Source organism: Brachymonas sp. J145, from assembly GCF_036312245.1.
Lineage (GTDB): Bacteria > Pseudomonadota > Gammaproteobacteria > Burkholderiales > Burkholderiaceae_C > Brachymonas > Brachymonas wangyanguii.
In genome coordinates this window covers 155,983-179,689 of record NZ_JAZDCI010000002.1, presented here as the reverse complement: position 1 = coordinate 179,689, position 23,707 = coordinate 155,983, and the positions used below count along the sequence as shown (strand labels likewise).

Below are 23,707 nucleotides of genomic sequence, written 5' to 3'. Positions count from 1 at the left end.
GGTCTGACTTAGCGTCGCGACGACACCACAATCCCGCCCACGATCAGCAGGAACGCCACGCCGTGGTACCAGGCCGGCATGTCGCCCAGCAGTAGCACTGACAGCACGGCGGCGAACAGCGGCGTCAGGTTGGTGAAGAAGCCGCCAATCGTCGGGCCCACGTGCTGGATGCCGATGCCCCAGCAGGCGTAGGCCAGCAGCGCCGGGCCGAGCACGACAAAGGCCAGGCCGATGATCAGCGTCGGGTTCTGCCAGTCCACATGCAGATCGGGCATCACTGCCCATTCCAGGCCGGTGAAGAAGATCGACCAGAGCACGCCAAAGCACAGCTGCGCCATCAGCATGCCTTTCCAGTCGCTGCGGATCTCGACCGGCTCACGCGTGTAGAGCAGCATCCAGCTGTACATGGACCAGCAGGCGGTGGCGGCCAGCATGTAGAGGTCGCCCACCACCAGCTGCAGCTGCAGCAGGTTGGCCAGCGAGCCGCGCGACAGCACGAACAGCACGCCGGCCAGCGACAGCCCGGCACCGAACAGTTTCGGCAGCGTGATCGGCACCTTGTAGATCAGCCGGCCGATGATCATCATCCACAGCGGCATGCTGGCCGCCACCAGCGTGACGTTGACCGGGGTGGAGGTGTGCAGCGCCATGTACTGGAACATGTTGTAGCAGCCAATGCCGAGCAGGCCGACGATGGCGTAGCGCTTCCAGTGCGCCCAGAGCGGGCTCGATGGTGCAATCGTGCGCCAGGAAAACGGCAGGAATACCAGCAGCGCCAGCGACCAGCGCACCAGGTTGAGCGTGACCGGCGGGATCAGGTCGGCCAGCAGGCGGCCGACCACGGCATTGCCGGCCCACATCATCGGGGCGAGCGTCAACAGGAGGATGGCGGTCAGCGGAATGCGGCCGGCTGGTGTGGCGGGAGTAGACATGGGGTGCCACTGTAGCAAGAAAATCCCTGCGTTGCTGACAGGGGCAACAGGCTCTCGGGTAGCATGGGCCATCGTATTCCCATATTCCGATTGTCAGGAGATTCCCCATGACCGCCATTTCCAGCCGCGCCATCCAGATCGATGCCACCGGTGGCCCCGAGACCATGCAACTGCGCCAGATCGAGGTGCCGGCACCCGGTCCCGGCGAGTTGCGCATCCAGCACAAGGCGGTCGGACTGAACTATATCGATGTCTATTTCCGGACCGGCCTGTACCCGATGGCGCTGCCGGCCACGCTGGGCATGGAAGCGGCTGGCGTGGTCGAATCGGTGGGCGAGGGCGTGAGCGGCTTCCAGCCGGGCGATCGTGTCGCCTATGTGGCCGCCGCACCGGGCAGCTACGCCGACCTGCGCACGCTGTCGGCCGATACCGTCTGCCAGCTGCCGGACGACATCAGCTTTGAAACTGGTGCGGCCATGATGCTCAAGGGCCTGACGGCGCAATACCTGCTGCGCCGCGTGCGTGGCCAGCATGAGCTGGTGGCCGGTGACCACATCCTGTTCCATGCCGCCGCTGGCGGCGTCGGCCTGATCGCCTGCCAGTGGGCCAGGGCGCTCGGCCTGCAGGTGATTGCTACCGCTGGCAGCGCCGAGAAGTGCGCGCTGGCACTGGCCAATGGGGCTGCCCATGCCATCAACTATCGCGAAGAGAATTTTGCCGAGCGCGTGCGCGAGATCACGGGCGGCGCTGGCGTCAAGGTGGTGTACGACTCGGTCGGCAAGGACACTTTCGAAGGTTCGCTGGCCAGCCTGGCACTGTTTGGCCTGATGGTCAGCTTCGGCAATGCCAGTGGCCCGGTACCGCCGGTGGCACCGCTGGCACTGGCCCAGGCCGGCTGTGCCTACCTGACGCGCCAGACCCTGTTCACGCACCTGAAGCAGGGCCGCGCCACGGTGGATGCGATGGCGGGCGACCTGTTCGACGTGATACGCAGTGGTCAGGTCAAGATCCATATCGACCAGCGTTTCGCGCTGGAAGACGTGCAGCAGGCGCACCGTGCGCTGGAAGCCCGCCAGACCACCGGTTCCAGCGTGCTGACGCTCTGAGCCTGCCGGTCCGCAGGCCATGCCTGCGGCACAATGGGGCCATCAGCACGGATGATGGACAGAGCGTGACAGAGACAGATCCCATGAGCCAGGCCGGAATCGCGCAGCCGCACTTCAGCGAGTTGCACGGCCGTGCCGTGACAGACGCCGAGGCCAGTAGTGGCGGCAGCCTGCCAGCGCTGCTGGCGGCACCGGGTGGCCTGGCGCCGTACTGGCAGACCTTTTTTGCCAGCCAGCCGCACACGCCGGCCAGCCTGGACGAGCGTGTGCAGGCGCTGCAGCGCCATATCCGCGACAACGACGTCAGCTACAACGTCCACTCCCACGATGGCCAGGTGCAGCGGCCCTGGTCGCTCGACCTGTTTCCGCTGCTGCTGCCCACGGCCGACTGGCAGCAGATCGAGCAAGGCGTGCTGCAGCGTACGCGCCTGCTGGACCGGGTGATGGCCGACGTCTACGGTCCGCAGCACCTGCTGCACGAAGGCCTGCTGCCGCCGGCGCTGGTGCTGGGCCATCCCGATTACATCCCGGGCATGCATGGCGTGCAACCGGCTGGCGGCATGCATGTGCACACCGCGGCCTTCGACCTGTCGCGTGATGAGAACGGTGCCTGGTGGGTGGTGTCGCAGCGGCTGCAGGCGCCGGCCGGCCTGGGCTACATGCTGGAAAACCGCCATGTGGTGGCGCAGCAGTTTCCGCAGGCGCTGGACCGCATGCGCGTGCAGCGCCTGCCCACGGTCTACCGCGCCATGGTGGCCAGCCTGCGCCGGCGCAGCCCGGTTGGCGAGCGCGCCCATATCGCCATGCTGACACCTGGGCCGCTCAATGAAACCTATTTCGAGCAGGCCTATCTGGCGCGCTATCTGGGTATTTCGCTGGTCGAGGGCAGCGACCTGACGGTGCGCGAGCGCAAGCTCTATCTCAAGACCCTGCACGGGCTGGAGCAGGTCGATGTGCTGCTCAAGCGCGTCGACGACCAGTATCTGGATCCGCTGGAGCTGCGCTCCGATTCGCAGCTGGGCGTGCCGGGCCTGCTGCAGGCGATCCGCGCTGGCAGCGTGATCGTGTCGAACCTGCCGGGCAGCGGCTTTCTCGAATCCAGCGCCATGCTCGGCTTTTTGCCGGCGCTGGGGCCGCGGCTGCTGGGCGAGGAGCTGCAGCTGCCGGCGCTGCACACCTGGTGGTGTGGCGAGCAGGCGGTGCTGCCCGAAGCGCTGGCACAGATCGATGACTGCGTGATCAAGGCGACCTATCCGGCTGCGCATCCTGGTGGCGTGCCGCAGCGCAAGGCTTTTGATCCGGTCCTGTCGCGCCTGCTGACGCCGGAACAGCGCCAGCAATGGGTGCAGCGCATCCTGGCGCGGGGCGAGGATTACACCATCCAGCGCTACCTGCAGCCGTCCAGCATGCCGGTCTGGCACGCGGGTGCGCCGGGGCAGGACGGTCAAGCCGGCTTCCGACCGGCGCTGCTGCGCGTGTTCTGCGTGGCCGATGCGCCGGGAGAATGGCGCGTGGTGCCGGGCGGCCTGGTGCGGCTGGTGGGCGAGAGCAGCGGCCTGTCGGCGATGCGCTCCGGCGGTTCCAGTGCCGACGTCTGGGTGCAGGCGCCGGATGATGCGACCGAGACTGGCCATCCGTCGGGCATCCTGCAGCCGGTTTCCAGCGGCATGCCGACCTCGTTGCGTGGCTGGCTGGTAACCAGCCGTGCCGCCGACAACCTGTTCTGGATGGGGCGCTATACCGAGCGCGTCGAGAACAGCGTGGCCACTGTACAGCTGGTGCTCAACCTGCTGTCCGGCGAGGAGCGTGCCTCGCCCGCACTGCTGCGTTGGCTCGATGGCCTGTTGCGCGACCAGGGGCTGCTGCCGGAATCCGGCGCGCCGCTGCTGGCGGACGATCCGGCCGGCTGCCTGCGCAGCCTGATCGATGGCCTGGCTGGTGCAGATGGGCAGGGCATGATCCGCCAGCAGCTGGCCTGGCTGCACGGCACGGCATCGCGCGTGCGTGACCGGCTGGCGAATGAGCACTGGCAGGAGCTGCGTGCGGCCGAGCAGGGCTTTGTCGAGGACGGTGACCGGCTGCTGCGCGAGCAGGATTACCGCCTGGATAGCGCACAGCACATGCTGCGCCGACTGAGCCAGCGCATGACGGCGATCACCGGTTCGCAGCTCGACCGCATGACGCGCGATGACGGCTGGATCGTGCTGTCGAGCGGCCGCATGATCGAGCGCCTGGTGTTCCTGGCGCATGCGCTGGACCAGGCCTTTGCCGCGCGCGTGGTGCAGGAAGAGGACGGTTTTGAAGCGGTGCTGGCGCTGTTTGACAGCACCATCACCTTCCACGCCTACTACCAGCACAGCCACGATCTGACCGACCTGCTGCAGCTGCTGGTACACAGCCGGGAAAACCCGCGCGCGCTCGGCTGGGTCGCCTACACGCTGGAGCGACGCATGGAGCGGTTGCAGCGTGGTAGGCGCGATGCCGACATGGCCGATCTGCGCCTGCTACTGCCCAAGCCCGGCGAAGTGCCGCTGGCGCAGCTGTCCCAGGCCGATAGCGATGGCCACCACGGCGCGCTGCATGTGCTGCTGCAGCAGTGCATGCAAGGCGGGCTGGCCTTGTCGGCCGCACTGTCGCAGCGCTATTTCACCCACACCAGCGTGGTGACGCACCAGACCCTGCACGGCCTGCGCGAAGGGAGGCTGGCATGAAGCTGCATGTCACGCACGAGACGCACTACCGCTATGGCGACATGGTCGACAATGCCTTGCATCAAGTGTTCCTGCGCCCGGCCGATACGCCGGCGCAGCAGTGCCTGCAGCACCAGCTGCTGATAGCTCCTGATCCGGGCGACATCGAGACGCAGCAGGATATTTTTGGCAACAGCACCTCCTGGTTTGCACTCACGGCACCGCACGATGTGCTTTCGGTGACATCGCAGGCCGTGGTGGAGACGCAGCCGTCACGCGCCGCCCGCAGCCAGCTGCCATGGGAGCAGGTGCGAGAGCGCTTTGTCTACCGCAGCGGCGGTCCCTACGATCCGGCGCATATCTTCGTGTTTGCCTCGCAGTATGCGGCGGCCGATGCGCTGGCCGCCGAATATGCCCGACCCTCGTTTGCGGCAGGCCGTTCCTTGCACGATGCCGCCATCGAGCTGATGCAGCGCATCTACCAGGATTTCATCTACCGCAGCGGCAGCACCGGCACCGGCACCACCGCCAGCGAGGTGCTGCAGCAGCGCGCCGGCGTCTGCCAGGACTTTGCCCATGTGCTGCTGTCCTGCCTGCGCGCGCAGGGGCTGGCAGCGCGCTATGTCAGCGGCTACCTGCTGACGCAGCCGCCACCGGGCCAGCCGCGCCTGCGCGGTGCCGACGCTTCCCATGCCTGGGCCTCGGTCTGGCTGCCGGACCTGCAGCCGGTCGATGCCGATGCGGATCATCCAGCCGGTGGCTGGCTGGACCTGGACCCGACCAACAATCGCTGGGGCTGGGACACGCCGGGCGAGGACTATGTGCGGGTGGCGCTGGGCCGCGATTTCAGCGATGTGTCACCGCTGCGCGGCGTTATCAACGGCAGCCGTGGCGGCGCGCTGGAGGTGGCGGTCACGGTCGAGCCGGAGCACGAACGGAATCGCTCAGAGGCGTGATTTCGCCTCGGCGCTGGCAGCGGCCTTCTTGGCGAATTCGGCGCGCAAGGCCTTCAGCTTCTCGCGCGGATCTTCCTTGACGGTGGCGCTGTCCAGCGCCATTTCCTTGATGAAGCGGCTCGGTTGCGCGCTGATGATGTCGCGCCCCTTCTTGCGCCGGCGCGTCCAGCTCACCGCCAGCGAGCGCTGCGCGCGCGTGATGCCCACATACATCAGCCGGCGCTCCTCCTGGATGCGCTGCAGCAGGCCTTCGGCTTCGGCACCGCTGGCCTCATCATCCACGCGGAACGGCAACAGTCCCTCGACCACGCCAATCATCATCACGTGCGGCCACTCCAGGCCCTTGGAAGCGTGCAGCGTGGACAGCGTGACCACGTTCTGGTCTTCCTCACGCTCGGAAATGGTGGAGAGCAGCGCAATCGTCTGCGCCACTTCCAGCACGCTCCTGATCTCGCTCTGGGTGGTGACGCCGGCGGTGTCGTCCAGCGAGCCGCCGGCGCGTCCCGCCATCCAGTCGATGAATTCGAGCACGTTGTTCCAGCGTGCGGCGGCCACCTTCTCGCTGTCCTCGCTGTCGTAGAGGTATTTCTCGAACTGGATCTCGCGCAGCCAGTCGCCCAGGAAGGTGCGCGCCGCTTCGGCGCCGTTGGTGTGGCGTGCGCGGTATTCCAGGTCATTCAGGTAGCGGCCAAACTCGTGCAGGCTGTCCACCGCCCGCTTGGGCAGGGCGGCCGGCAGCGAGGGGCTGAACAGTGCCTCGAACATGCTGATGCGGTACTTTCCGGCAAACTCGCCAAGCTGCTGCATGGTGGTGTGGCCAATGCCGCGCTTCGGGCTGGTGATGGCGCGCAGGAAGGCCGGATCGTCATCGTTGTTGGCCAGCAGGCGGAACCAGGCGCACAAGTCCTTGATCTCGGCGCGATCAAAAAAGCTGGTGCCACCCGAGACCTTGTACGGGATCTGCGCACGGCGCAGTGCGGTTTCCAGCAGCCGGCTCTGGTGGTTGGCACGGTACAGGATGGCAAAGTCGCGGAACTCCTTGTAGCTGGAGGTGGAGCGCAGGCTCTGGATGCGCGCCACCACGCGATCGGCTTCATGCTCCTCGTTGTCGGCGTCGATCACGCGCACCGGCTCGCCATCGCCGAGCGCGCTCCACAGCGTCTTGGGAAACAGCTTGGGGTTGGGGCCGATCACGTTGTTGGCGGCCTGCAGGATGGTGCTGGTGGAGCGGTAGTTCTGCTCCAGCTTGATCACCTTCAGCTTGGGAAAGTCTTCCGGCAGCTTGCGCAGGTTGTCCAGCGTGGCGCCGCGCCAGCCGTAAATGCTCTGGTCGTCGTCGCCCACGGCGGTAAAGCGCGCATCGGTCCGGTCCGGCCCCACCAGCAGCCGCAGCAGCTCGTACTGGGTGGCGTTGGTGTCCTGGTACTCGTCCACCAGCACGTGGCCGAGCTGCTTTTGCCATTTCTCGCGTACTTCGGGATGCTGTTGCAATAGCTTGAGCGGCAGCTGGATCAGGTCGTCAAAGTCCACGCTCTGGTAGGCCTGCAGGCGCTCGTGGTAGAGCTGCATCACCATGGCGGCGCTGCGGTGTTCCTCGTTGCCCTTGGCCTGCTCCAAGGCTTGCGCGTGTGTCAGGCCCTGGTTTTTCCACAGGCTGATGGTCCACTGCCACTGACGTGCCACGGCGGCATCGGTGGTCTTGCCGCAGTCCTTCAGCAGCGAGAGCACGTCATCGCTGTCCAGGATGCTGAACTGCTCCTTCAGGCCAATCGTCTGGCCGTCCTCGCGCAGCATGCGCACGCCGAGCGCGTGGAAGGTGCAGATCACCACCTCGCGCGCGGCTTTCGCACCGATCAGGCCCTTGGCGCGCTCGCGCATTTCGGCGGCGGCCTTGTTGGTAAAGGTGATGGCGGCAATGCGCTTCGGCTCCAGCCCGGCCTGGATCAGCCGTGCGATCTTGTGCGTGATCACGCGCGTCTTGCCCGAGCCCGCTCCCGCCAGCACCAGGCAGGGGCCGTGCAGGTAGTTGACCGCTTCCTGCTGCGCGATATTCAGGCCATCAGACGACATGGAACTCCAGAAAGACAAATGCAAAGACCCGCCGCAGCGGGTCGATCAGGGATGGCCCATTATCGCCCAAAGCGGGAAAGCCGGGGGCAGGGCGGCATCGGCACTCTGGCAGAATGGAACGCTTCCCGGGTGCTGTCCATGCTGTCGATTCTTGCCGTTACCTTTCCGTTCTTTGCGCTGGTGTTGTGCGGCTATCTGGCGGCACGTCGCCAGCTGTTGCCGCTGGCCGCGATTCCGGGTCTGAACAGCTTTGTGCTGTTTTTTGCCCTGCCGGCGCTGCTGTTCCAGCTGGCGGCACGCACGCCGCTGCAGCAGCTGCTGGATGGCGTACTGCTGGCCTGTTATCTGCTGGTGGCCGCGGTGCTGGTCACGCTGGCCGTGGCCATCGCCCGGCGCCAGGGCCGCAACTGGAACGATGCCGCCATGGGGGCACTGGTGGCGGTGTTCCCGAACAGCGGCTTCATGGGCGTGCCCTTGCTGGTGGCCTTGCTGGGCGAAGCTGCCGGCGGCCCGATCATCCTGCTGGTGGCGGCCGACATGGTAGTCACCTCATCGATCTGCATTGCGCTGTCGCGGCTGGATGGCGCCGAAGGCAGCGGCCTGCAGGCGATGCGCCAGGCGCTGGGCAAGGCCTTGCGCGGCGTACTCGGTAATCCGATGGCCTGGGCGATCCTGCTGGGCGCCGGGTTCACGGCGCAGCAATGGGTGCTGCCAGAGGTGCTGGACAAGACGGTCGGCCTGCTGGCCAACGCCGCTACGCCTGTCGCCTTGTTCACGATTGGTGCGGTGCTGGCACGCGCCAATATGGCGCCGCAGTCCGGCCAGCATGCCGACACTGGCTGGCGAGATCCGGCTGGTATCGCCGCGATCAAGCTGCTGCTGCATCCGCTGCTGGTGTTCGTGGCCTGCGTGCTGGCGCGTCAAGCCGGATTGCCATTGTCCGATCTGGCGATGCAAGTGCTGGTGATGGCGGCGGCGCTGCCAAGCGCCAGCAATGTCTCGCTGCTGGCCGAGCGTCTGGGCGCGGACAACACGCGCGTAGCGCGCGTCATCCTGCTCAGTACGCTGGCCTCGTTTGTCAGCTTTGCGCTGGTGACGCAGTGGATGCGCCCCTGAACGCAGCGCTTACTGCGCCGGAACGATGATGACTTCGCTGCTGCGCAGGATGCCGCCGGCAGCCACGCTGCCAGTCGCTTCACCATTGCCGCTCACGCGATCCAGGCAGGCCTGCTTGTACAGCTCCGGCAGGCGATCGCAGCGCTTCTGGGCGTTGATCTGGTACTGGGTCAGCGGCTTGGATTCCAGCTGGCCCGGGGCGCCGCGGGCGGCTGCGGCTTCATGCGCTTGTGCCGTCGGGTAGCCTTTCTGCGCGCCGCTCGGGGACGGAGCGGACGGAGCCGTCTGTGCCGACACGGCAGCTGCCATGCCGAGGGAGGCGGCGAACAGGGTGGCACGGGTCAGGATGGTGGTTTTCATGGGATTCTCCTTGAGGGGTGGAATGATCCCAGTATCGACCCGGTGCCGTCCGCTCGCATGTAGGAATTTCGCTGAAGCGCCTGTCTGCCTCAGCCGGCAGCAAAGCGGTCAGTCGCCCCAATCAGCTGGTCCAGGATGCCGGGTTCGTTGTAGGCATGGCCGGCATTGCCGACCCAGTGCAGCTCCACCGGCGCTTCCACGCTGCGCAGCACCTGGTACAGGTCCCAGGCGCTGGTGGCCGGCGTGCACATATCGTAGCGGCCCTGCACGATCACGGTCGGGATCTCACGCAGGCGGTCGGCGTGCACCAGCAGCTGCGCTTCGTCCAGAAAGCCGCCGTGGGTGAAATAGTGGTTCTCGATGCGGGCAAAGGCCAGCGCGTGGTGCGGATCCTCCGCCTGCGGGCGCGGCAGCAGCGCAATCGTGCGGTTCTCCCAATTGGTCCAGGCCAGCGCGCAACGCAGCTGCTCCTCGGCATCGTCGCCGGTCAGGCGGCGGTGGTAGGCGGCAACCAGGTCATCCTGCTCGTCTTCCGGGATCGGCGCCAGGTAGTCCTGCCACAGGTCGGGGAACACATAGGAGGCACCGGCCTGATAGAACCAGGCGATTTCCGATTCGCGCAGCGTGAAAATGCCGCGCAGCACCAGTTCGCTCACGCGCTCGGGGAATTCCTCGGCATAGGCCAGCGCCAGCGTGCTGCCCCAGGAGCCACCAAACACCAGCCACAGCTCGGCGCCCAGCATCATGCGCAGGCGCTCGATATCGCTGACCAGATGCCAGGTGGTGTTGGCCTCCAGGCTGGCATGCGGGGTGGAGCGGCCGCAACCGCGCTGGTCGAACAGCAGTACGCAGTACTGTTCCGGATCAAACAGGCGGCGATGGTCGGCGCTGCAGCCGCCACCCGGGCCGCCATGCAGGAACACGGCCGGCTTGCCCGCCGGGTTGCCGACCAGCTCCCAGTACACCTGGTGGCCATCGCCGGTATCGAGAAAACCGGTCTGGAACGGCTCGATCGGCGGATACAGTTCGCGCTTGTCGGCGTGGATATCGTCGTGGCTGGTGTTGTGCTGGAAAATCGTCATGGCAGGCTACAGGGAGATTCGGACAAGGTCCTACTGTAACGCCTCCGCTCAGATCGCCAGCGGATCCACGTCGATCGCCCAGCGCAGGATGCCGCGTGGCCGGTGCTGTTGCAGCAGCTGGGACAGGATCGGCAGCAGCCGCAGCAGGGCCTGGCGCTGGTCGGTTTCCAGCAGCATCTGTGCGCGTTCTCGGTTCGCCACGCGCTGCGGCGTCATCGGAATCGCTGGATAGCCAAACACCAGACCTTGCGGATCGTACTGTTGAAGGCTGTGCAAGGCCAGATTCAGGAAGTCCTGTGCCTGCTGCTGGTCGCGGCTTTCGGCGCGCACCAGCGCCTGGTGGCTGAACGGCGGCATGCCGGCGGCGGCGCGCTCCTCCAGCTGCTGCGCGGCAAACGCCGGGTAATCGTGCGCCTGCAGCGCGGCAAACAAGGCGTGCTCGGGAAACTGCGTCTGGATCCACAGCTCGCTGCGGCTGCCGATGGCGGCATCGCGCCCGGCGCGGCCACCGGCCTGCAGCAGCAGGCTGAACAGGCGTTCCGGTGCGCGGAAATCGCTGCTGAACAGCGCGCTGTCCGGGTTCAGTGCCGCCACCAGCGTGATACGCCGGAAATCGTGCCCCTTGGCAATCATCTGCGTGCCCACCAGCACGTCCACATCGCCCGCATGCACCTGGCCGAGCTGCTGTTCCAGGCTGCCGGCATGGCGCGTGGTGTCGGCATCCATGCGCAGGATGCGGATCGCGCTGCCATCGGGGCGCTGCAAGTCCTGTAGCTGCTGCGCCAGCGCCTCTTCCAGCTGTTCAGTGCCCTGGCCCAGCGTGCGCAGATCCTGGTTGCCGCAGCTCGGGCAGGCAAAAGGCACACGTTCGGTAAAGCCGCAATGGTGGCAGCGCAAGGTGCGATCCAGCTTGTGGAATACCCGGTAGGCGCTGCAATGCGGGCATTCGCTCTTCCAGCCGCAATCGCCGCAGTGCAACACCGGTGCATAGCCGCGCCGGTTCAGCAGCACCATGCACTGCTCGCCACGCGCGATGCGTTCTTCCATGGCCGCCAGCAGCGCGGCGCTGAATACGGTCTGCCAGGGCTGCTGCCGCATGTCCACCAGCCGTACCCTGGGCAGCGGTGCCGCGCCAATGCGATCCGGCATGCACAGGCGCAGATAACGTCCGCCGGCGTCGCCATCACCGGCAGGACGACTGTGGTGCCAGCTTTCCAGCGAGGGCGTGGCCGATCCCAGCAGCACGCCGGCGCCGGCATGGTGGGCGCGGTAAATCGCCAGATCCCGCGCCGAGTAGCGCGCACCTTCCTGCTGCTTGTAGCTCGGGTCGTGCTCCTCGTCCACCACGATCAGGCGCAGCCCCGGCAACGAGGCCAGCACCGCCATGCGCGTGCCCAGCACGATGCGCGCCTGGCCGAAATGCGCCGCCAGCCAGGCCTGCAGCCGTTGCGCCGGCGTCATGCCGCTGTGCATGCTGACCATGCGGTGTTGCGGAAAGCGCCGCGCAAAGCGCTGCTCCAGTTGCGGCGTCAGGTTGATCTCGGGCACCATCACCAGCACCTGGGCCTGTGCATCCTCATCCAGCAGCGCCGCAGCAGCTTGCAGATAGACCTCGGTCTTGCCGCTGCCGGTGCTGCCAAACAGCAATGCCGGTGGCAATGGCTGGCCCTGGGCTTGCAGGCGCTGATGCTGCAGCGTGGCCAGCGCCGCCTGTTGTTGCGCCGACAAGGGCAGCGGAGCTTCGGCCGGCTCTGTTGCGGAGCCAACAGCTGCCTTGTCCAGCTTCTTCAGCCGACGCGCCAACTGCGTGCCATCCATGTCGCGCAGCTGTGGCGGCAGCGCCGACAAGGCCACCTCGCCCATGCTGCGCTGGTAATAGCGCGCCGTGAACTGCACCAGCTGGCGCCAGCCGGCATCCAGCGGCGGCAGCGCTTCCAGCACTTCGCCGATGGCGCGCAGCTGCACGCTGTCTGATTCCGGCTGCTCCGGCCCGTCCCAGACTACGCCCAGCACCTGGCGCGCGCCCAGCGGCACGCGCACCAGCGTGCCGGCAGGCAAGGCGTGCGGGTGCAGATAGTGCAGGGGCCGGGCGGACAGCGGACTGTGTGCCGGCAGCGCCACCAGCACCGGTACCGGGACGCCGGCAGCGGCGTCAGGAAGCAGGGAAGACATGGCCGGTACTTTACCCGTTCCGACCCGCTCCAGAGGCAAAAAGCACAGTTGTGCACATTCCCCAGCAATTGTGGATAACTTTGTGGATGTCTTGGGGGTGAAGCGCGCAAGTGCGCGTCCTTCAAGGCTTTGAGCACTTTGCGGCAAAAATGGGCAAAAAGACAAATTTGATAAAAATCAATAACTTGCGTTTGCGTCAGGAATCTGCCGGGCTTTTTCTGTGCCGCGGCAGGGGCTAGCACAAAAATGGGGATAAATCGTGCGGGAGCAGCCGTTGCCGGCAATTTTTTGCCTGGCAGGGCTGTGCGTTTATCCAGCCTGGCGGCAAGCCAGCAAGGACGCGGCCTCGCGCACAGGCTCCCCGCCAACCCGCGCCCTTGCTGGCTTGCGGGAGGGGGTGGCTGGCAGGCCGCGTATCTGCTGGCTTTCCACAGGGCCGGGCCTCACCCACAGCTCCTGTGGATAACTTTGTGGATGATCTTGGGAGCGATGCGCCAAGTCCGCGTCCTGCATGGCTTCCAGCGTTTTGCCTAGATAAGTGGCAAAAAACGAATTTCATGAAAATCAACAACTTACGGAATCTGTCAAGGGCTGATTCTGCTGCACTGCAACACAAATGACAGTTCAGAGGCAGTGCTGGCAGATGTGCATAAATCCGCCAGCCATGCTCGGATTTGCCTGCCCCAGGCTGTTGTGGAAATGCACGGATGACGGCTGAATGACAGTTAAACGGCTTCCTTGTCATTCTGCTCCATCAGATGGTCCCAAGTGCTTGTCCTGATTGGCCTTTCCGGATGTTGTTGGTGCCCTGTGGATAACTTTGTGGGTATCCCTTGGGCAGACACTGGACAAGACGGTAAATCGCGCACTTGCAGCCACTTGCTGATTCTGGGCAGCCATCAAAAAATGATTGAATTTCAAGAACTTGCAAATCCAAGTTGAAAGTGCCGTGGCAGCATGGCCGACATCGATCCGCGGAGCGGCATTTGTGCATAACCCTGCGTTGTCAAGTCTCGAAACCGGATTTTCCGGGCTTGACAGCCACGGTTTTCCCCAGGTGGCGCTGCACTTGTCCACGGACAACAAAAAACCGCTGGCACAGGCCAGCGGTTGTCCAGGGGAGCAGGGCGCGCTTAGGCGGCGGCCACGCGCATGGCGCGCGAATGGCTGTGCACCGCTTCCACCAGCGCCGTCACGTTCTCCGGCGGGGTGAACTGGTTGATGCCATGGCCCAGGTTGAAGATGTGCGTCGGACCGCGGCCTTCGCCGGTGTGCGGCGTGCCAAAGCTGTCGAGCACGGCACGCGCTTCAGCCGCCACCTTGTCGGGCGAGGCAAACAGCACGTTCGGGTCCAGGTTGCCCTGCAGTGCCTTGCCTTCGCCATGCATCCAGAGCGAGGCACGGGCCGCGCCCAGGTTGACGGTCCAGTCCACGCCCAGCACGTCGCAATCGAGCAGGTTCATCTGCGTCAGCCACAGGCCACCGCCCTTGGTGAACACCAGGCGCGGGATGTCGGCACCGTCCGGGCCGGTGCGCTTGAGCTGGCCCAGCACCTGTTCGGTATAGGCCAGGCTGAACTCCTGGAACTTGCCGTCGGCCAGCACGCCGCCCCAGCTGTCAAAAATCATCACGGCCTGGGCGCCGGCATCGATCTGGGCGTTCAGGTAGGCTGCCACGCTGCGTGCGTTGACTTCCAGGATGCGGTGCATCAGGTCCGGGCGGCTGTACATCAGGCTCTTGACGGCGCGGTAGTCGCTGCTGCTGCCGCCTTCAACCATGTAGCAGGCCAGCGTCCACGGGCTGCCGGAGAAACCGATCAGCGGCACACGGCCGTTCAGCGCCTTGCGGATGCTGGTCACGGCGTCAAACACGTAGCGCAGCTTGTCCATGTCCGGCACGTCCAGCGCGGCCACGGCGGCTTCATCGCGCACGTTCTTCTCGAACTTCGGGCCTTCGCCCTGCTGGAAGCTCAGGCCCAGGCCCATGGCATCGGGAATCGTCAGGATGTCGCTGAACAGGATGGAGGCATCCAGCGCAAAGCGGTCCAGCGGCTGCAGCGTGACCTCGGTGGCGTAATCCACGTTCATGGCCAGGTCCATGAAGCTGCCGGCGCGGGCGCGGGTCTCGCGGTATTCCGGCAGGTAGCGGCCGGCCTGGCGCATCAGCCACAGCGGCGTGTACTCGGTCGCCTGGCCGCGGCAGGCACGCAGAAAGGTATCGTTCTGGAGGGGGGCAAAAGCAGTCGTAGCGTTCATGCACAGCATTGTCGCAGGGATTGGCGGCAAAGCGGCAGCATCCCGGTGCGGCACCGCGGCATCGCGCCTGTTACAGACACTTGCCAGATTTGCCGTCCATTTCGCCGGGCGGTCATGAACTCTTGCCCATAATGATCCTGAACCCTGCCATCGTGGCAGGCGCATTCTTTGATTGACCAGGAGATCGCCATGGGACTGCTAGACGCGCTTTCGCAAATTGCCAACGCCATCAACCAGAACAGCCAGCCGCAACAAAGCCACGTGGACGAGATCGTGCGTGAAGCCCCGCGCGATACCGTGCGCGAAGGCCTGCGCGAGGCATTCGATGCCAACGACACGCCCAGCCTTGGCGAGCAGGTTGGCCAGATGTTCGGCCAGTCCAGCAACCAGCAGCAGGCCGGCCTGATCAACCAGGTCATCCAGGCGCTGGGCCCGGCCGCAGCCGCAGCGCTGGCAGGCGGTGTGCTGCAGAAGGTGATGAAGCCCGGTGAGCAGCAGATTGATGCCGATGCCGTGACCCAGCTGTCGCCGACCGAGGTGACCCAGGTCGTGAACGAGGCGCAACAGCAGCAGCCCGAGCTGAGCCAGCGCCTGAGCGAGTTCTACGCCGACAACTCCGGCCTGCTGAAGGCGCTGGGTGGCGTGGCCCTGCTGGCCGCAGCGATCAAGATGAAGCAGTATTCCGAGCGCAACTGATCCCGGTCAGCTGCATAGTCACTGGGGCACCCTGCGGGGTGCCCCTTGTCATTTGTGGCGTCAGGTCCACAGCAGAATCACACAAGTGTGCGATTTCTTACGTTGCGTAGGGGTTTATGTCGGTTCCATGAATCGCATTCAGGGATAACCCTATACTTCATCCCGTCCGGTTGCCAACCCGCGCGACCGTATCCACTGAGCAGCACGGCCCACCCGGCGCGCTGCCAGCCAAGGGAGCCTCCATGACGACTACCGCTGCCGATTTTGAAGCCGTACTGGCGCAACCCCCGCGTCAACCGCTGCGCGCCCGCACCGAGGTGCCGCTGCGTGAAGTGCCCGAACACCATCGCCACAAGGTGCTGGAGCACCTGCTGGCGCTGGACGAGCGTGACCGCTACCTGCGGTTCGGCCTGCTGGCCGGTGACCGCCATATCGAGCGTTATGTCAACGGCCTGCAGTTTGGCAGCGACGAGCTCTACGGCTATTACGACGAAAACCTGAACCTGGTTGCGCTGGCCCACCTGGGCTACAGCCCCGATGGCAAGGCAGCCGAATTTGGTGGCTCCGTCAACAAGAGCCTGCGCGGCATGGGCATGGGCCAGCAACTGTTCGATCGTGCCGTGCTGCATTGTCGCAACCGTGGCCTGAACCTGCTCTACATCCACGCCCTGACCGAAAACCGCCCGATGCTGCGCATCGCGCGCAAGGCCGGCGCCCGCGTCGAGCGCGATGGCGAGGAGTCCGAAGCCTACCTGACGCTGCCGGCAGCCACCAGCGCCAGCCGTCTGGAAGAAGCGCTGGACGAGCGCGTGGCCGATACCGACTACCGCATGAAAAAGCAGCTGCGCAACTACCAGCAATTCCTGCAGCGTCTGCAGGGCTTCGGCATGCTCGGCAACCCGCTGCTGCGCCAGCATTTCTGAGTCTGCCGCCCAGACGGAAGGAATCCGGGCACACCTGACATTCGGGTGACCCGGATTTTGTGTATCCTAGGGGGATCGCAACCATCTGCACGCCAGTGCTTTCAATTCCGTGAGTGACCCTTCGCCTTCCCCCAGTCTGGGACATGAGGACAAACGCAGCCTGTTGCAAAAAATCGCCGAATTCCTGCATCCCGGACCCGACTCCCCGGAAGAGCTCTACAACACCCTGGCCCAGGCCGAAAGCAACGATGTCATCGGCCCCGACAGCCGCATCATGCTGGAGGGCGTATTGCGCATCGCCGGCATGACCGCCAGCGATGTCATGGTGCCAACCAAGCGCATGGACCTGCTGGACATCAATGCCAGCTATGACGAGCTGCTCAAGACCGTCATCAACACCGCGCACTCACGTTTCCCGGTCTTCGAAGGCGAGCGCGACAACATCATCGGCACGCTGATGTCCAAGGACCTGCTCAAGCTGCAGCGCGCCCCCGACCTGAATATCCGCGTGCTGCTGCGCGCGCCGCTGTTCATTCCCGAGAGCAAGGGCCTGAACGAGCTGCTGCGTGAATTCCGCGTCAAGCGCAACCACCAGGCCATGGTGATCGACGAATTCGGTCGCCTGGCCGGCCTGGTCACGATCGAGGACGTGCTGGAGGAAATCGTCGGCGAGATCGAGGACGAATTCGACGAGAACGAGGAAGAGGGCGATATCTACAGCCTGGCCGACGGCTCCTACCGCGTCAGTGGCGATACCCCGGTCGAGCGCATCAACGAGGATTTCGAGGTGCGCATCACCAGCAGCGATCCCGAAGATGCGGACAACTTCGACACCATTGGCGGCCTGATTGCCCACGAAATGGGCCATGTGCCGCGCCGCGGCGAGTACATCACGCTGGACGGCCTGAACTTCGTCGTCATGCACACGCGTGGCGGTGCGGTGCGCTGGTTCAAGGTCTCGCGCGCGGTCAATCCCGAAGCCGGATACTGAGCCGGTTCCACGGTTATCCCCTGACACCATGACACACACGCTGCCTGCCGGACGCCTCGGACTGCTGTTGCTGGCCTTGTGCGGCGTGTTGCTGGCCTGGTCCACCGCCTGGCCCTGGGGCGGCATGCCCTTGTGGTGGCTGCAGCCGCTGGTGCTGGCACTGGCGGTCTGGCTGCTGGCGTGCTCCGTTTCGCCTACCGATTCGCCACGCCAGCGTTTCCGCCGTGGCTTCCGCCGTGGCTGGCTGCTGGCCACGGTCTGGCTCGCCAGTACCTTCTGGTGGCTGTATATCTCCATGCACGTCTATGGCGGCATGCTGTCGGGAGTGGCGGCACTGGCGGTGCTGTTGCTGGCCGGCGCGCTCGCGTTGTATTACGCGCTGGCCTGCGGGCTCTGGCTGGCACTGCAGGGGCCGACGCGGGCGGGCGGCAGCCTGCTGTTTGCCGCGCTCTGGCTGCTGGCCGAGCTTTGCCGAGGCGTGCTGTTCACCGGTTTTCCCTGGGGCGCGCTGGGCTACGCCCATGTCGAAGGCCCGCTGGCCGGCTGGGCACCCTGGATCGGCGTCTACGGCATCGGCTTCCTGGCCTGCTGGCTGGCGGCGCTGCTGGCGCTGCGCCAGCTGCACGGTCGCAACGCTTCGGTGCGCCAGGGCCTGCTGACCTCTGCCACCGTGGTGCTGCTGCTGTTTGCCGGCATCGCGCTGCGTGAAGGTGTCAATCCCGGCCTGACTACGCCGGCGGGCGACAAGCCGCTGGGCGTGGAGCTGATGCAGGGCAATATCCCGCAGGACGAGAAATTCGTGCCCAGCGGCGGCATCGAAGCGGCGCTGGTCTGGTACGGCGAGCAGCTGGCTGCGGCGCAGGCGCCACTGGTGCTGTTGCCTGAAACCGCCTTGCCGATCCTGCCGACCCAGCTGCCGCCGGGCTACTGGCAGGCCATGCAGCAGCGCTTTGCCACGGGCGAGCAGGCGGCGCTGATCGGCACGCCGGCTGGGACCTTCGAGACTGGCCTGGCGAATGCCGTGGTCGGCATGGTGCCGGGAGGTGCCGTGCTGTCCGGCAGCCAGCCGCTGTCGGAGGTGCTGATGCCGCCGTCCAGCCAGCCCGAATACCGCTATCTCAAGCAGCACCTGGTGCCGTTTGGCGAATTCGTGCCCTACGGCTTCCAGTGGTTTGTCGACATGATGGTGATGCCGCTGGGCAACTTCCTGCGCGGCGATGCCAACCAGCCGCGCCTGCTCTGGCAGGGCCAGCGCATCCAGCCCAATATCTGCTACGAAGACCTGTTTGGTGAAGAGCTGGCAGTCAGCTTTACCGATCCCGGCCAGGCCCCGACTATCCTCGCCAACGTCAGCAACATCGCCTGGTTTGGTGACAGCGTGGCGATCGACCAGCACCGCCATATCAGCCGCATGCGCGCCATGGAACTGGGTCGCCCGATGCTGCGTGCCACCAATACCGGTTCCACCGCCATCATCGACCATCTGGGCCAGGTGCAGCAGGAGCTGCCGCGGCTGGAGCGTGGCGTGTTGCGTGGCCAGGTGCAGGGCCGCGAGGGCCTGACGCCGTTTGCGCGCTGGGCCGGTCAGCTCGGCCTGTGGCCGCTGTGGCTGCTGGGTGCGGCCCTGCTGGCGCTGTTTGCCCTGCGTCTGCCGCGCCCGCGCGGCTGATGCCACCCCTGCGCCATATTCCCCCGCTAAAATGGTTTATTGGCCCCTTCGCGGGCAGACAGGACATTTCATGCTGACATTCCAACAAATCATCCTCAAGCTGCAGCGATACTGGGACGCCCAGGGCTGCGCGCTGCTGCAACCCTATGACATGGAAGTCGGTGCCGGCACCAGCCACACCGCCACCTTCCTGCGCGCCATCGGTCCCGAACCCTGGAAGGCCGCCTACGTGCAGCCCAGCCGCCGCCCCAAGGATGGCCGCTATGGCAACAACCCGAACCGCCTGCAGCATTACTACCAGTACCAGGTGGTGCTCAAGCCGGCGCCGTCCAACATCCTCGAGCTCTACCTGGGCAGCCTGGAAGCACTCGGCTTCGACCTGAAGAAGAACGACATCCGCTTCGTCGAGGACGACTGGGAAAACCCGACGCTGGGCGCCTGGGGTCTGGGCTGGGAAGTCTGGCTCAACGGCATGGAAGTGACCCAGTTCACCTATTTCCAGCAGGTTGGCGGCATCGACTGCAAGCCGGCCACCGGCGAGATCACCTACGGCCTGGAGCGCCTGGCGATGTACCTGCAGGGCGTGGACAACGTCTACAAGCTGCAGTGGACCGATGAGCTGACCTATGGCGACGTCTACCACCAGAACGAGGTGGAGCAGTCCACCTACAACTTCGAGCACAGCGATGCCGATTTCCTGTTCCAGGCCTTTGCCGCACACGAAAAGCAGGCCAGGTACCTGATCGAACAGCAGCTGGCGCTGCCGGCCTACGAGCAGGTGCTCAAGGCCGCGCATACCTTCAACCTGCTGGATGCCCGCGGTGCGATTTCCGTCACCGAGCGCGCAGCCTACATCGGCCGCATCCGCAACCTGGCGCGTGCCGTGGCGCAAAGCTATTACGAGAGCCGTGAGCGCCTGGGCTTCCCCATGGCACCGCGTGAATGGGTGGCCCAGATGGAAGCCGCCACCAAGGACAAGAAGGCCGCCTGAGAAAGAACACCATGACGATTCCCAATCTGCTCGTAGAACTGTTTGTCGAAGAACTGCCGCCCAAGGCGCTGAAGAAGCTGGGCCAGTCCTTTGCCGATTCCCTGCTGGCCGCGCTGCGCGCGCAAGGCCTGGCCAATGGCGACAGCGTGGCCACCCCGTTTGCCAGCCCGCGCCGCCTGGCCGCCCATGTCACCCGCGTGGTGGCCAAGGCGGCAGACAAGCCGGTGCAACTCAAGCTGATGCCGGTCACGGTCGGCCTCGATGCCGATGGCCAGGCCACGCCTGCGCTGCTGAAAAAGCTGCAGGCGCTCGGCAAAGGCGCTGATGCGGTGCCGCAACTCAAGCGCCAGCAGGACGGCAAGGCCGAATCGCTGTTCCTGGACAGCGTGATCGACGGTGCCACGCTCGACAGCGGCCTGCAGAAGGCGCTCGAAGAAGCGATTGCCAAATTGCCGATTCCCAAGGTCATGACCTACCAGCTCGAAACCGGCTGCGAGATGCCGGGCTGGAGCAGCGTGCAGTTCGTGCGCCCTGCACACGGCCTGGTGGCGCTGCATGGCAGCAGCGTGGTGCCGGTGCAGGCGCTGGGCCTGCAGTCCGGTCGCCAGACGCACGGCCACCGTTTCGAGGGCAAGGCCGAGCCGATCGAGCTGGACCATGCCGACAGCTACGCCGATACGCTGCGCGAGCAGGGCGCCGTGATCGCCAGCTTCGAGGAGCGCAAGGCCGATATCGCGCACCAGCTGGAGCTGGCCGCGATCCAGCTGGGCAATGGCTACACGCCGATCAGCGATGACGCGCTGCTCGAGGAAGTCACGGCGCTGGTCGAGCGTCCCAAGGTGCTGGTCTGCGAATTCGAACCCGAATTCCTGGAAGTGCCGCAGGAATGCCTGATCCTGACCATGAAGGCCAACCAGAAGTACTTCCCGCTGCTGGATGCCGAGGGCAAGCTGACCAACCGCTTCCTGGTGGTCAGCAACATCAATCCCGATGACGCCTCGGCCGTGATCGGTGGCAACGAGCGCGTGATCCGTCCGCGCCTGGCCGATGCCAAGTTCTTCTTTGACCAGGACCGCAAGAAAAAGCTCGAAGAGCGCATTCCCGGCCTGGCCAAGGTGGTCTACCACAACAAGCTGGGCACCCAGGCCGAGCGCAGCGAACGCGTGCGCCAGATCGCCCACGCCATCGTCAACCAGCTGCGTCTGGGTACCCACCCCTACACGCTGGAAGACAAGGACAGTTTCGATGTGCTCGACAGCAAGGTGCAGCAGGCGGCGCAGCTGGCCAAGTGCGACCTGCTGACCGATATGGTCGGCGAATTCCCCGAGCTGCAGGGCATCATGGGCCAGTACTATGCGCGCCACGAAGGCCTGCGTGACGGCGTGGCCGTGGCCATCGAGGACCACTACAAGCCGCGCTTTGCTGGCGACCTGCTGCCGCGTAACCAGACCGGTACCGTGCTGGCACTGGCCGACAAGCTGGAAACCCTGGTCGGCATGTTCGGCATCGGCAACCTGCCGACCGGCGACAAGGACCCGTTCGCGCTGCGCCGCCACGCGCTGGGCGTGATCCGCATCCTGATCGAAAAGCGCCTGCCGCTGGACCTGTCCACGCTGGTCACCGCCGTTGGCGGTATCTTCGGCACGCTGCTGCCCGATGCGGCCAGCAGCAACCAGCAGCTGCTGGACTTCATCTACGAGCGCATCGGCGGCTACCTGCGCGAGCAGGGCTACAGCGCACAGGAGGCCGATGCCGTGATCGCCGTGCGTCCGGCCTGGGGCGAGATCCCGGCGCGTCTGGATGCGGTACGCGCCTTCGCGCAACTGCCCGAAGCCCAGGCGCTGGCTGCGGCCAACAAGCGCATCGGCAACATCCTGCGCAAGGCTGGCGATGTCGGCCAGGTGGTCGATGCCCACGTCAGCGAAATGCTGCTGCAGGAACAGGCCGAGAAAGACCTGTTTGCCGCCATGCAGCAGATCCTGCCCGAGGCCGATGCCCATGTGGAGCAGGGCCGCTACACCGAATCGCTGCAGGCGCTGGCCGCGCTGCGCGTGCCGGTCGATACCTTTTTTGACGACGTGATGGTCAACGCCGAACAGGACGACCTGCGCATGAACCGCCAGGGGCTGCTGAAAATGCTGCACCAGGCGATGAACCGCGTGGCCGACCTGGCGCGCCTGGCCGTCTGAACGGATTCCGGAGCACCGCCATGGCACCGCGCAGAGCCCCCCTCAAGCTGATCGTGGTTGACCGCGACGGCACCCTGAATGTGTACCGCAAGGGCTACATCAAGGGCCCGGAGGAGTGGGAGCCGATTCCCGGTGCCATGGAAGCGCTTGGCCTGCTGGCGCGTGCCGGCTGGCATGTGGTGGTGGCCAGCAACCAGCCGGCGCTGGGGCGCGGCGTGATGGACATGGCCTCGCTCAACCAGATCCATGAGGTCATGCACCGCCAGGTGCAGGCGCATGGCGGCCGTATCGACGCCGTGTTCTTCTGCCCGCACAGCCTGGAAGAAGCCTGCAGTTGCCGCAAGCCCGAATCCGGCATGTTCCTGGAGATTGCCGAGCGCTACGGCGTCGAGCTGTCGTCCATCCATGCCGTGGGCGATGCGCTGCGTGACGTGCAGGCAGCCTCGGCGGCCGGCTGCATGGTGCACCTGGTCTGCACCGGTGAAGGCGAAATCTGGCGTGACCAGCCGCTGGACCCGGCGTTTCCGCCCCATACGCGCGTGCACAGCGATTTCCTCGATTTTGCCCGCACCCTGCTGCTCGAAGAAGAAGCAGCACAGGCTGAGGTGGCCGCCGGCAGTCCGGCTGGCCTGACACCCTGAACACCGGCTGCAGCATCCGCATGACCGAGTCCACCCGCTCCGAACCGCTGCTGCAGCACCCGCAGGCCAACTGCCAGCTGGTGCTGGAGGGTCAGGACATTGGCTACCGGCTGCAGCGCAGCCACCGCCGCACGCTGGGCATGCGCATCACCCAGGACGGTCTGGCGGTATCAGCACCTTTCTGGGTCACGCGGGGCCAGGTCGAGCATGTGCTGCTGTCCAAGGCTGCCTGGATCCTGCGCAAGCTGCGCGAGCATTATCTGGCTGGCAAGGCGGCCATGCAGCCGCTGCACTGGCAGCACGGCATGCAGTTGCAGGTGCTGGGGCAGCCGGCCCGGGTGCTCTTGTGCGAACAGCCGGCATCGGCTGGCAAACTGCCTTCGGCGCGCGCCCAGGCCCGGCTCGCCAGCCTGGCGCACTGGCAGCCCGGCGTGCAGGATGCGTCCGCCAGCCTGACGCTGAGCCTGCCGCCGCAGGCCACGGCAGCCGACATGCGGCGCGTCACGCTGGCCTGGTTCCAGCAGCAGGCGCTGCGCCATTTGCAGCAGCGCGTTGCCGTCTATGCGCCGATGCTGGACGTGCATTGCACGGCGCTGCACCTGAGCAATGCGCGTACGCGCTGGGGCAGTGCCAGTGCGCGCGGCGTGATTCGCCTGCATTGGGGCCTGCTGCATTTTCCGCCGGCAGTGCTCGATTACGTGGTGGTGCACGAACTCTGCCACCTGCGCGAGATGAACCACAGCCCGCGCTTCTGGGCGCTGGTCGAGCAGCTGATGCCCGACTATCGCGAACAGCGCGACTGGCTGTCACGCGCACGCCTGCCGCAGTGGTGAACGCCTGAAGCAGCCAAAACAAAACGCCCTGGGCG

18 protein-coding genes are annotated in these 23,707 nt (G+C 65.6%); 12 read left to right on the top strand and 6 right to left on the bottom strand.

Features of this window, described 5'->3' with window-relative positions:
• Window positions 1–8: 8 nt before the first annotated feature.
• Window positions 9–932: a DMT family transporter gene (locus V1261_RS03145; RefSeq protein WP_329769985.1), complete on the bottom strand. Its 924-nt coding sequence runs from the start codon at window positions 930–932 to the stop codon at window positions 9–11.
• Between the two features lie 107 nt (window positions 933–1,039).
• Between V1261_RS03145 and V1261_RS03140 the strand changes: the two genes are divergently transcribed.
• From V1261_RS03140 to V1261_RS03130, 3 genes are all read left to right on the top strand, one after another.
• Window positions 1,040–2,038, top strand: a complete 999-nt coding sequence (locus V1261_RS03140; protein WP_329769984.1) for a quinone oxidoreductase family protein — start codon at window positions 1,040–1,042, stop codon at window positions 2,036–2,038.
• 83 nt (window positions 2,039–2,121) lie between these two features.
• A complete protein-coding gene (locus V1261_RS03135; protein WP_329769983.1) occupies window positions 2,122–4,749 on the top strand; it encodes a circularly permuted type 2 ATP-grasp protein in 2,628 nt (875 codons plus the stop codon).
• Window positions 4,746–5,684, top strand: a complete 939-nt coding sequence (locus V1261_RS03130; RefSeq protein ID WP_329769982.1) for a transglutaminase family protein — start codon at window positions 4,746–4,748, stop codon at window positions 5,682–5,684. Before V1261_RS03135 ends, V1261_RS03130 begins: the two co-directional genes overlap by 4 nt.
• On the opposite strand, the gene V1261_RS03125 is transcribed toward V1261_RS03130, so the two are convergent.
• The gene (locus V1261_RS03125) at window positions 5,673–7,754 is read right to left on the bottom strand and encodes an ATP-dependent helicase (RefSeq protein ID WP_329769981.1); all 2,082 of its coding nucleotides are present in this window, start codon (window positions 7,752–7,754) and stop codon (window positions 5,673–5,675) included. The genes V1261_RS03130 and V1261_RS03125 overlap by 12 nt on opposite strands.
• Window positions 7,755–7,892: 138 nt before the next feature.
• On the opposite strand from V1261_RS03125, the gene V1261_RS03120 reads away from it, so the two are divergent.
• The gene (locus V1261_RS03120; RefSeq protein WP_329769980.1) at window positions 7,893–8,870 is read left to right on the top strand and encodes an AEC family transporter; all 978 of its coding nucleotides are present in this window, start codon (window positions 7,893–7,895) and stop codon (window positions 8,868–8,870) included.
• A gap of 9 nt (window positions 8,871–8,879) precedes the next feature.
• On the opposite strand, the gene V1261_RS03115 is transcribed toward V1261_RS03120, so the two are convergent.
• From V1261_RS03115 to hemE, 4 genes are all read right to left on the bottom strand, one after another.
• Window positions 8,880–9,230, bottom strand: coding sequence for a hypothetical protein (locus V1261_RS03115; protein ID WP_329769979.1), 351 nt, complete (start codon window positions 9,228–9,230; stop codon window positions 8,880–8,882).
• A gap of 89 nt (window positions 9,231–9,319) precedes the next feature.
• Entirely contained in the window at window positions 9,320–10,312 is a 993-nt protein-coding gene (gene pip, locus V1261_RS03110; protein WP_329769978.1) for a prolyl aminopeptidase, read from the bottom strand.
• 48 nt (window positions 10,313–10,360) lie between these two features.
• Window positions 10,361–12,484, bottom strand: coding sequence for a replication restart helicase PriA (gene priA / locus V1261_RS03105; protein WP_329769977.1), 2,124 nt, complete (start codon window positions 12,482–12,484; stop codon window positions 10,361–10,363).
• A gap of 1,133 nt (window positions 12,485–13,617) precedes the next feature.
• Window positions 13,618–14,739, bottom strand: coding sequence for a uroporphyrinogen decarboxylase (gene hemE, locus V1261_RS03100; protein WP_405198025.1), 1,122 nt, complete (start codon window positions 14,737–14,739; stop codon window positions 13,618–13,620).
• A gap of 189 nt (window positions 14,740–14,928) precedes the next feature.
• Between hemE and V1261_RS03095 the strand changes: the two genes are divergently transcribed.
• The 8 genes from V1261_RS03095 (at window position 14,929) to V1261_RS03060 (ending at window position 23,672) form a co-directional block, all read left to right on the top strand.
• Window positions 14,929–15,435, top strand: a complete 507-nt coding sequence (locus V1261_RS03095) for a hypothetical protein (RefSeq protein WP_329769975.1) — start codon at window positions 14,929–14,931, stop codon at window positions 15,433–15,435.
• 242 nt (window positions 15,436–15,677) lie between these two features.
• Window positions 15,678–16,358, top strand: coding sequence for a GNAT family N-acetyltransferase (locus tag V1261_RS03090; protein ID WP_329769974.1), 681 nt, complete (start codon window positions 15,678–15,680; stop codon window positions 16,356–16,358).
• 109 nt (window positions 16,359–16,467) lie between these two features.
• Window positions 16,468–17,349: an HlyC/CorC family transporter gene (locus V1261_RS03085; protein ID WP_329769973.1), complete on the top strand. Its 882-nt coding sequence runs from the start codon at window positions 16,468–16,470 to the stop codon at window positions 17,347–17,349.
• A gap of 28 nt (window positions 17,350–17,377) precedes the next feature.
• On the top strand, window positions 17,378–19,018 hold the full coding sequence (gene lnt, locus V1261_RS03080; protein WP_329769972.1) for an apolipoprotein N-acyltransferase: 1,641 nt from the start codon (window positions 17,378–17,380) through the stop codon (window positions 19,016–19,018).
• 70 nt (window positions 19,019–19,088) lie between these two features.
• Entirely contained in the window at window positions 19,089–20,009 is a 921-nt protein-coding gene (gene glyQ, locus V1261_RS03075; RefSeq protein WP_329769971.1) for a glycine--tRNA ligase subunit alpha, read from the top strand.
• Between the two features lie 11 nt (window positions 20,010–20,020).
• Entirely contained in the window at window positions 20,021–22,198 is a 2,178-nt protein-coding gene (glyS, locus tag V1261_RS03070) for a glycine--tRNA ligase subunit beta (RefSeq protein WP_329769970.1), read from the top strand.
• Between the two features lie 20 nt (window positions 22,199–22,218).
• Window positions 22,219–22,839 (top strand): D-glycero-beta-D-manno-heptose 1,7-bisphosphate 7-phosphatase, encoded by a 621-nt coding sequence (gene gmhB / locus V1261_RS03065; protein WP_329769969.1) that lies wholly within the window; start codon window positions 22,219–22,221, stop codon window positions 22,837–22,839.
• Window positions 22,840–22,859: 20 nt separating this feature from the next.
• Window positions 22,860–23,672 (top strand): M48 family metallopeptidase, encoded by an 813-nt coding sequence (locus tag V1261_RS03060; RefSeq protein WP_329769967.1) that lies wholly within the window; start codon window positions 22,860–22,862, stop codon window positions 23,670–23,672.
• Window positions 23,673–23,707 lie beyond the last annotated feature (35 nt).

Bases quoted from the DNA above. Each gene is read 5' to 3' on its own strand.
- V1261_RS03130 (WP_329769982.1), top strand. From the start codon at position 4,746: ATGAAGCTGCATGTCACGCACGAGACGCACTACCGCTATGGCGACATG.
- V1261_RS03095 (WP_329769975.1), top strand. From the start codon at position 14,929: ATGGGACTGCTAGACGCGCTTTCGCAAATTGCCAACGCCATCAACCAG.
- pip (WP_329769978.1), bottom strand. From the start codon at position 10,312: ATGACGATTTTCCAGCACAACACCAGCCACGACGATATCCACGCCGAC.
- V1261_RS03090 (WP_329769974.1), top strand. From the start codon at position 15,678: ATGACGACTACCGCTGCCGATTTTGAAGCCGTACTGGCGCAACCCCCG.
- priA (WP_329769977.1), bottom strand. From the start codon at position 12,484: ATGTCTTCCCTGCTTCCTGACGCCGCTGCCGGCGTCCCGGTACCGGTG.
- gmhB (WP_329769969.1), top strand. From the start codon at position 22,219: ATGGCACCGCGCAGAGCCCCCCTCAAGCTGATCGTGGTTGACCGCGAC.
- lnt (WP_329769972.1), top strand. From the start codon at position 17,378: ATGACACACACGCTGCCTGCCGGACGCCTCGGACTGCTGTTGCTGGCC.
- glyS (WP_329769970.1), top strand. From the start codon at position 20,021: ATGACGATTCCCAATCTGCTCGTAGAACTGTTTGTCGAAGAACTGCCG.
- V1261_RS03120 (WP_329769980.1), top strand. From the start codon at position 7,893: ATGCTGTCGATTCTTGCCGTTACCTTTCCGTTCTTTGCGCTGGTGTTG.
- hemE (WP_405198025.1), bottom strand. From the start codon at position 14,739: ATGAACGCTACGACTGCTTTTGCCCCCCTCCAGAACGATACCTTTCTG.
- V1261_RS03115 (WP_329769979.1), bottom strand. From the start codon at position 9,230: ATGAAAACCACCATCCTGACCCGTGCCACCCTGTTCGCCGCCTCCCTC.
- V1261_RS03145 (WP_329769985.1), bottom strand. From the start codon at position 932: ATGTCTACTCCCGCCACACCAGCCGGCCGCATTCCGCTGACCGCCATC.
- V1261_RS03060 (WP_329769967.1), top strand. From the start codon at position 22,860: ATGACCGAGTCCACCCGCTCCGAACCGCTGCTGCAGCACCCGCAGGCC.
- V1261_RS03135 (WP_329769983.1), top strand. From the start codon at position 2,122: ATGAGCCAGGCCGGAATCGCGCAGCCGCACTTCAGCGAGTTGCACGGC.
- V1261_RS03140 (WP_329769984.1), top strand. From the start codon at position 1,040: ATGACCGCCATTTCCAGCCGCGCCATCCAGATCGATGCCACCGGTGGC.
- V1261_RS03125 (WP_329769981.1), bottom strand. From the start codon at position 7,754: ATGTCGTCTGATGGCCTGAATATCGCGCAGCAGGAAGCGGTCAACTAC.
- glyQ (WP_329769971.1), top strand. From the start codon at position 19,089: ATGCTGACATTCCAACAAATCATCCTCAAGCTGCAGCGATACTGGGAC.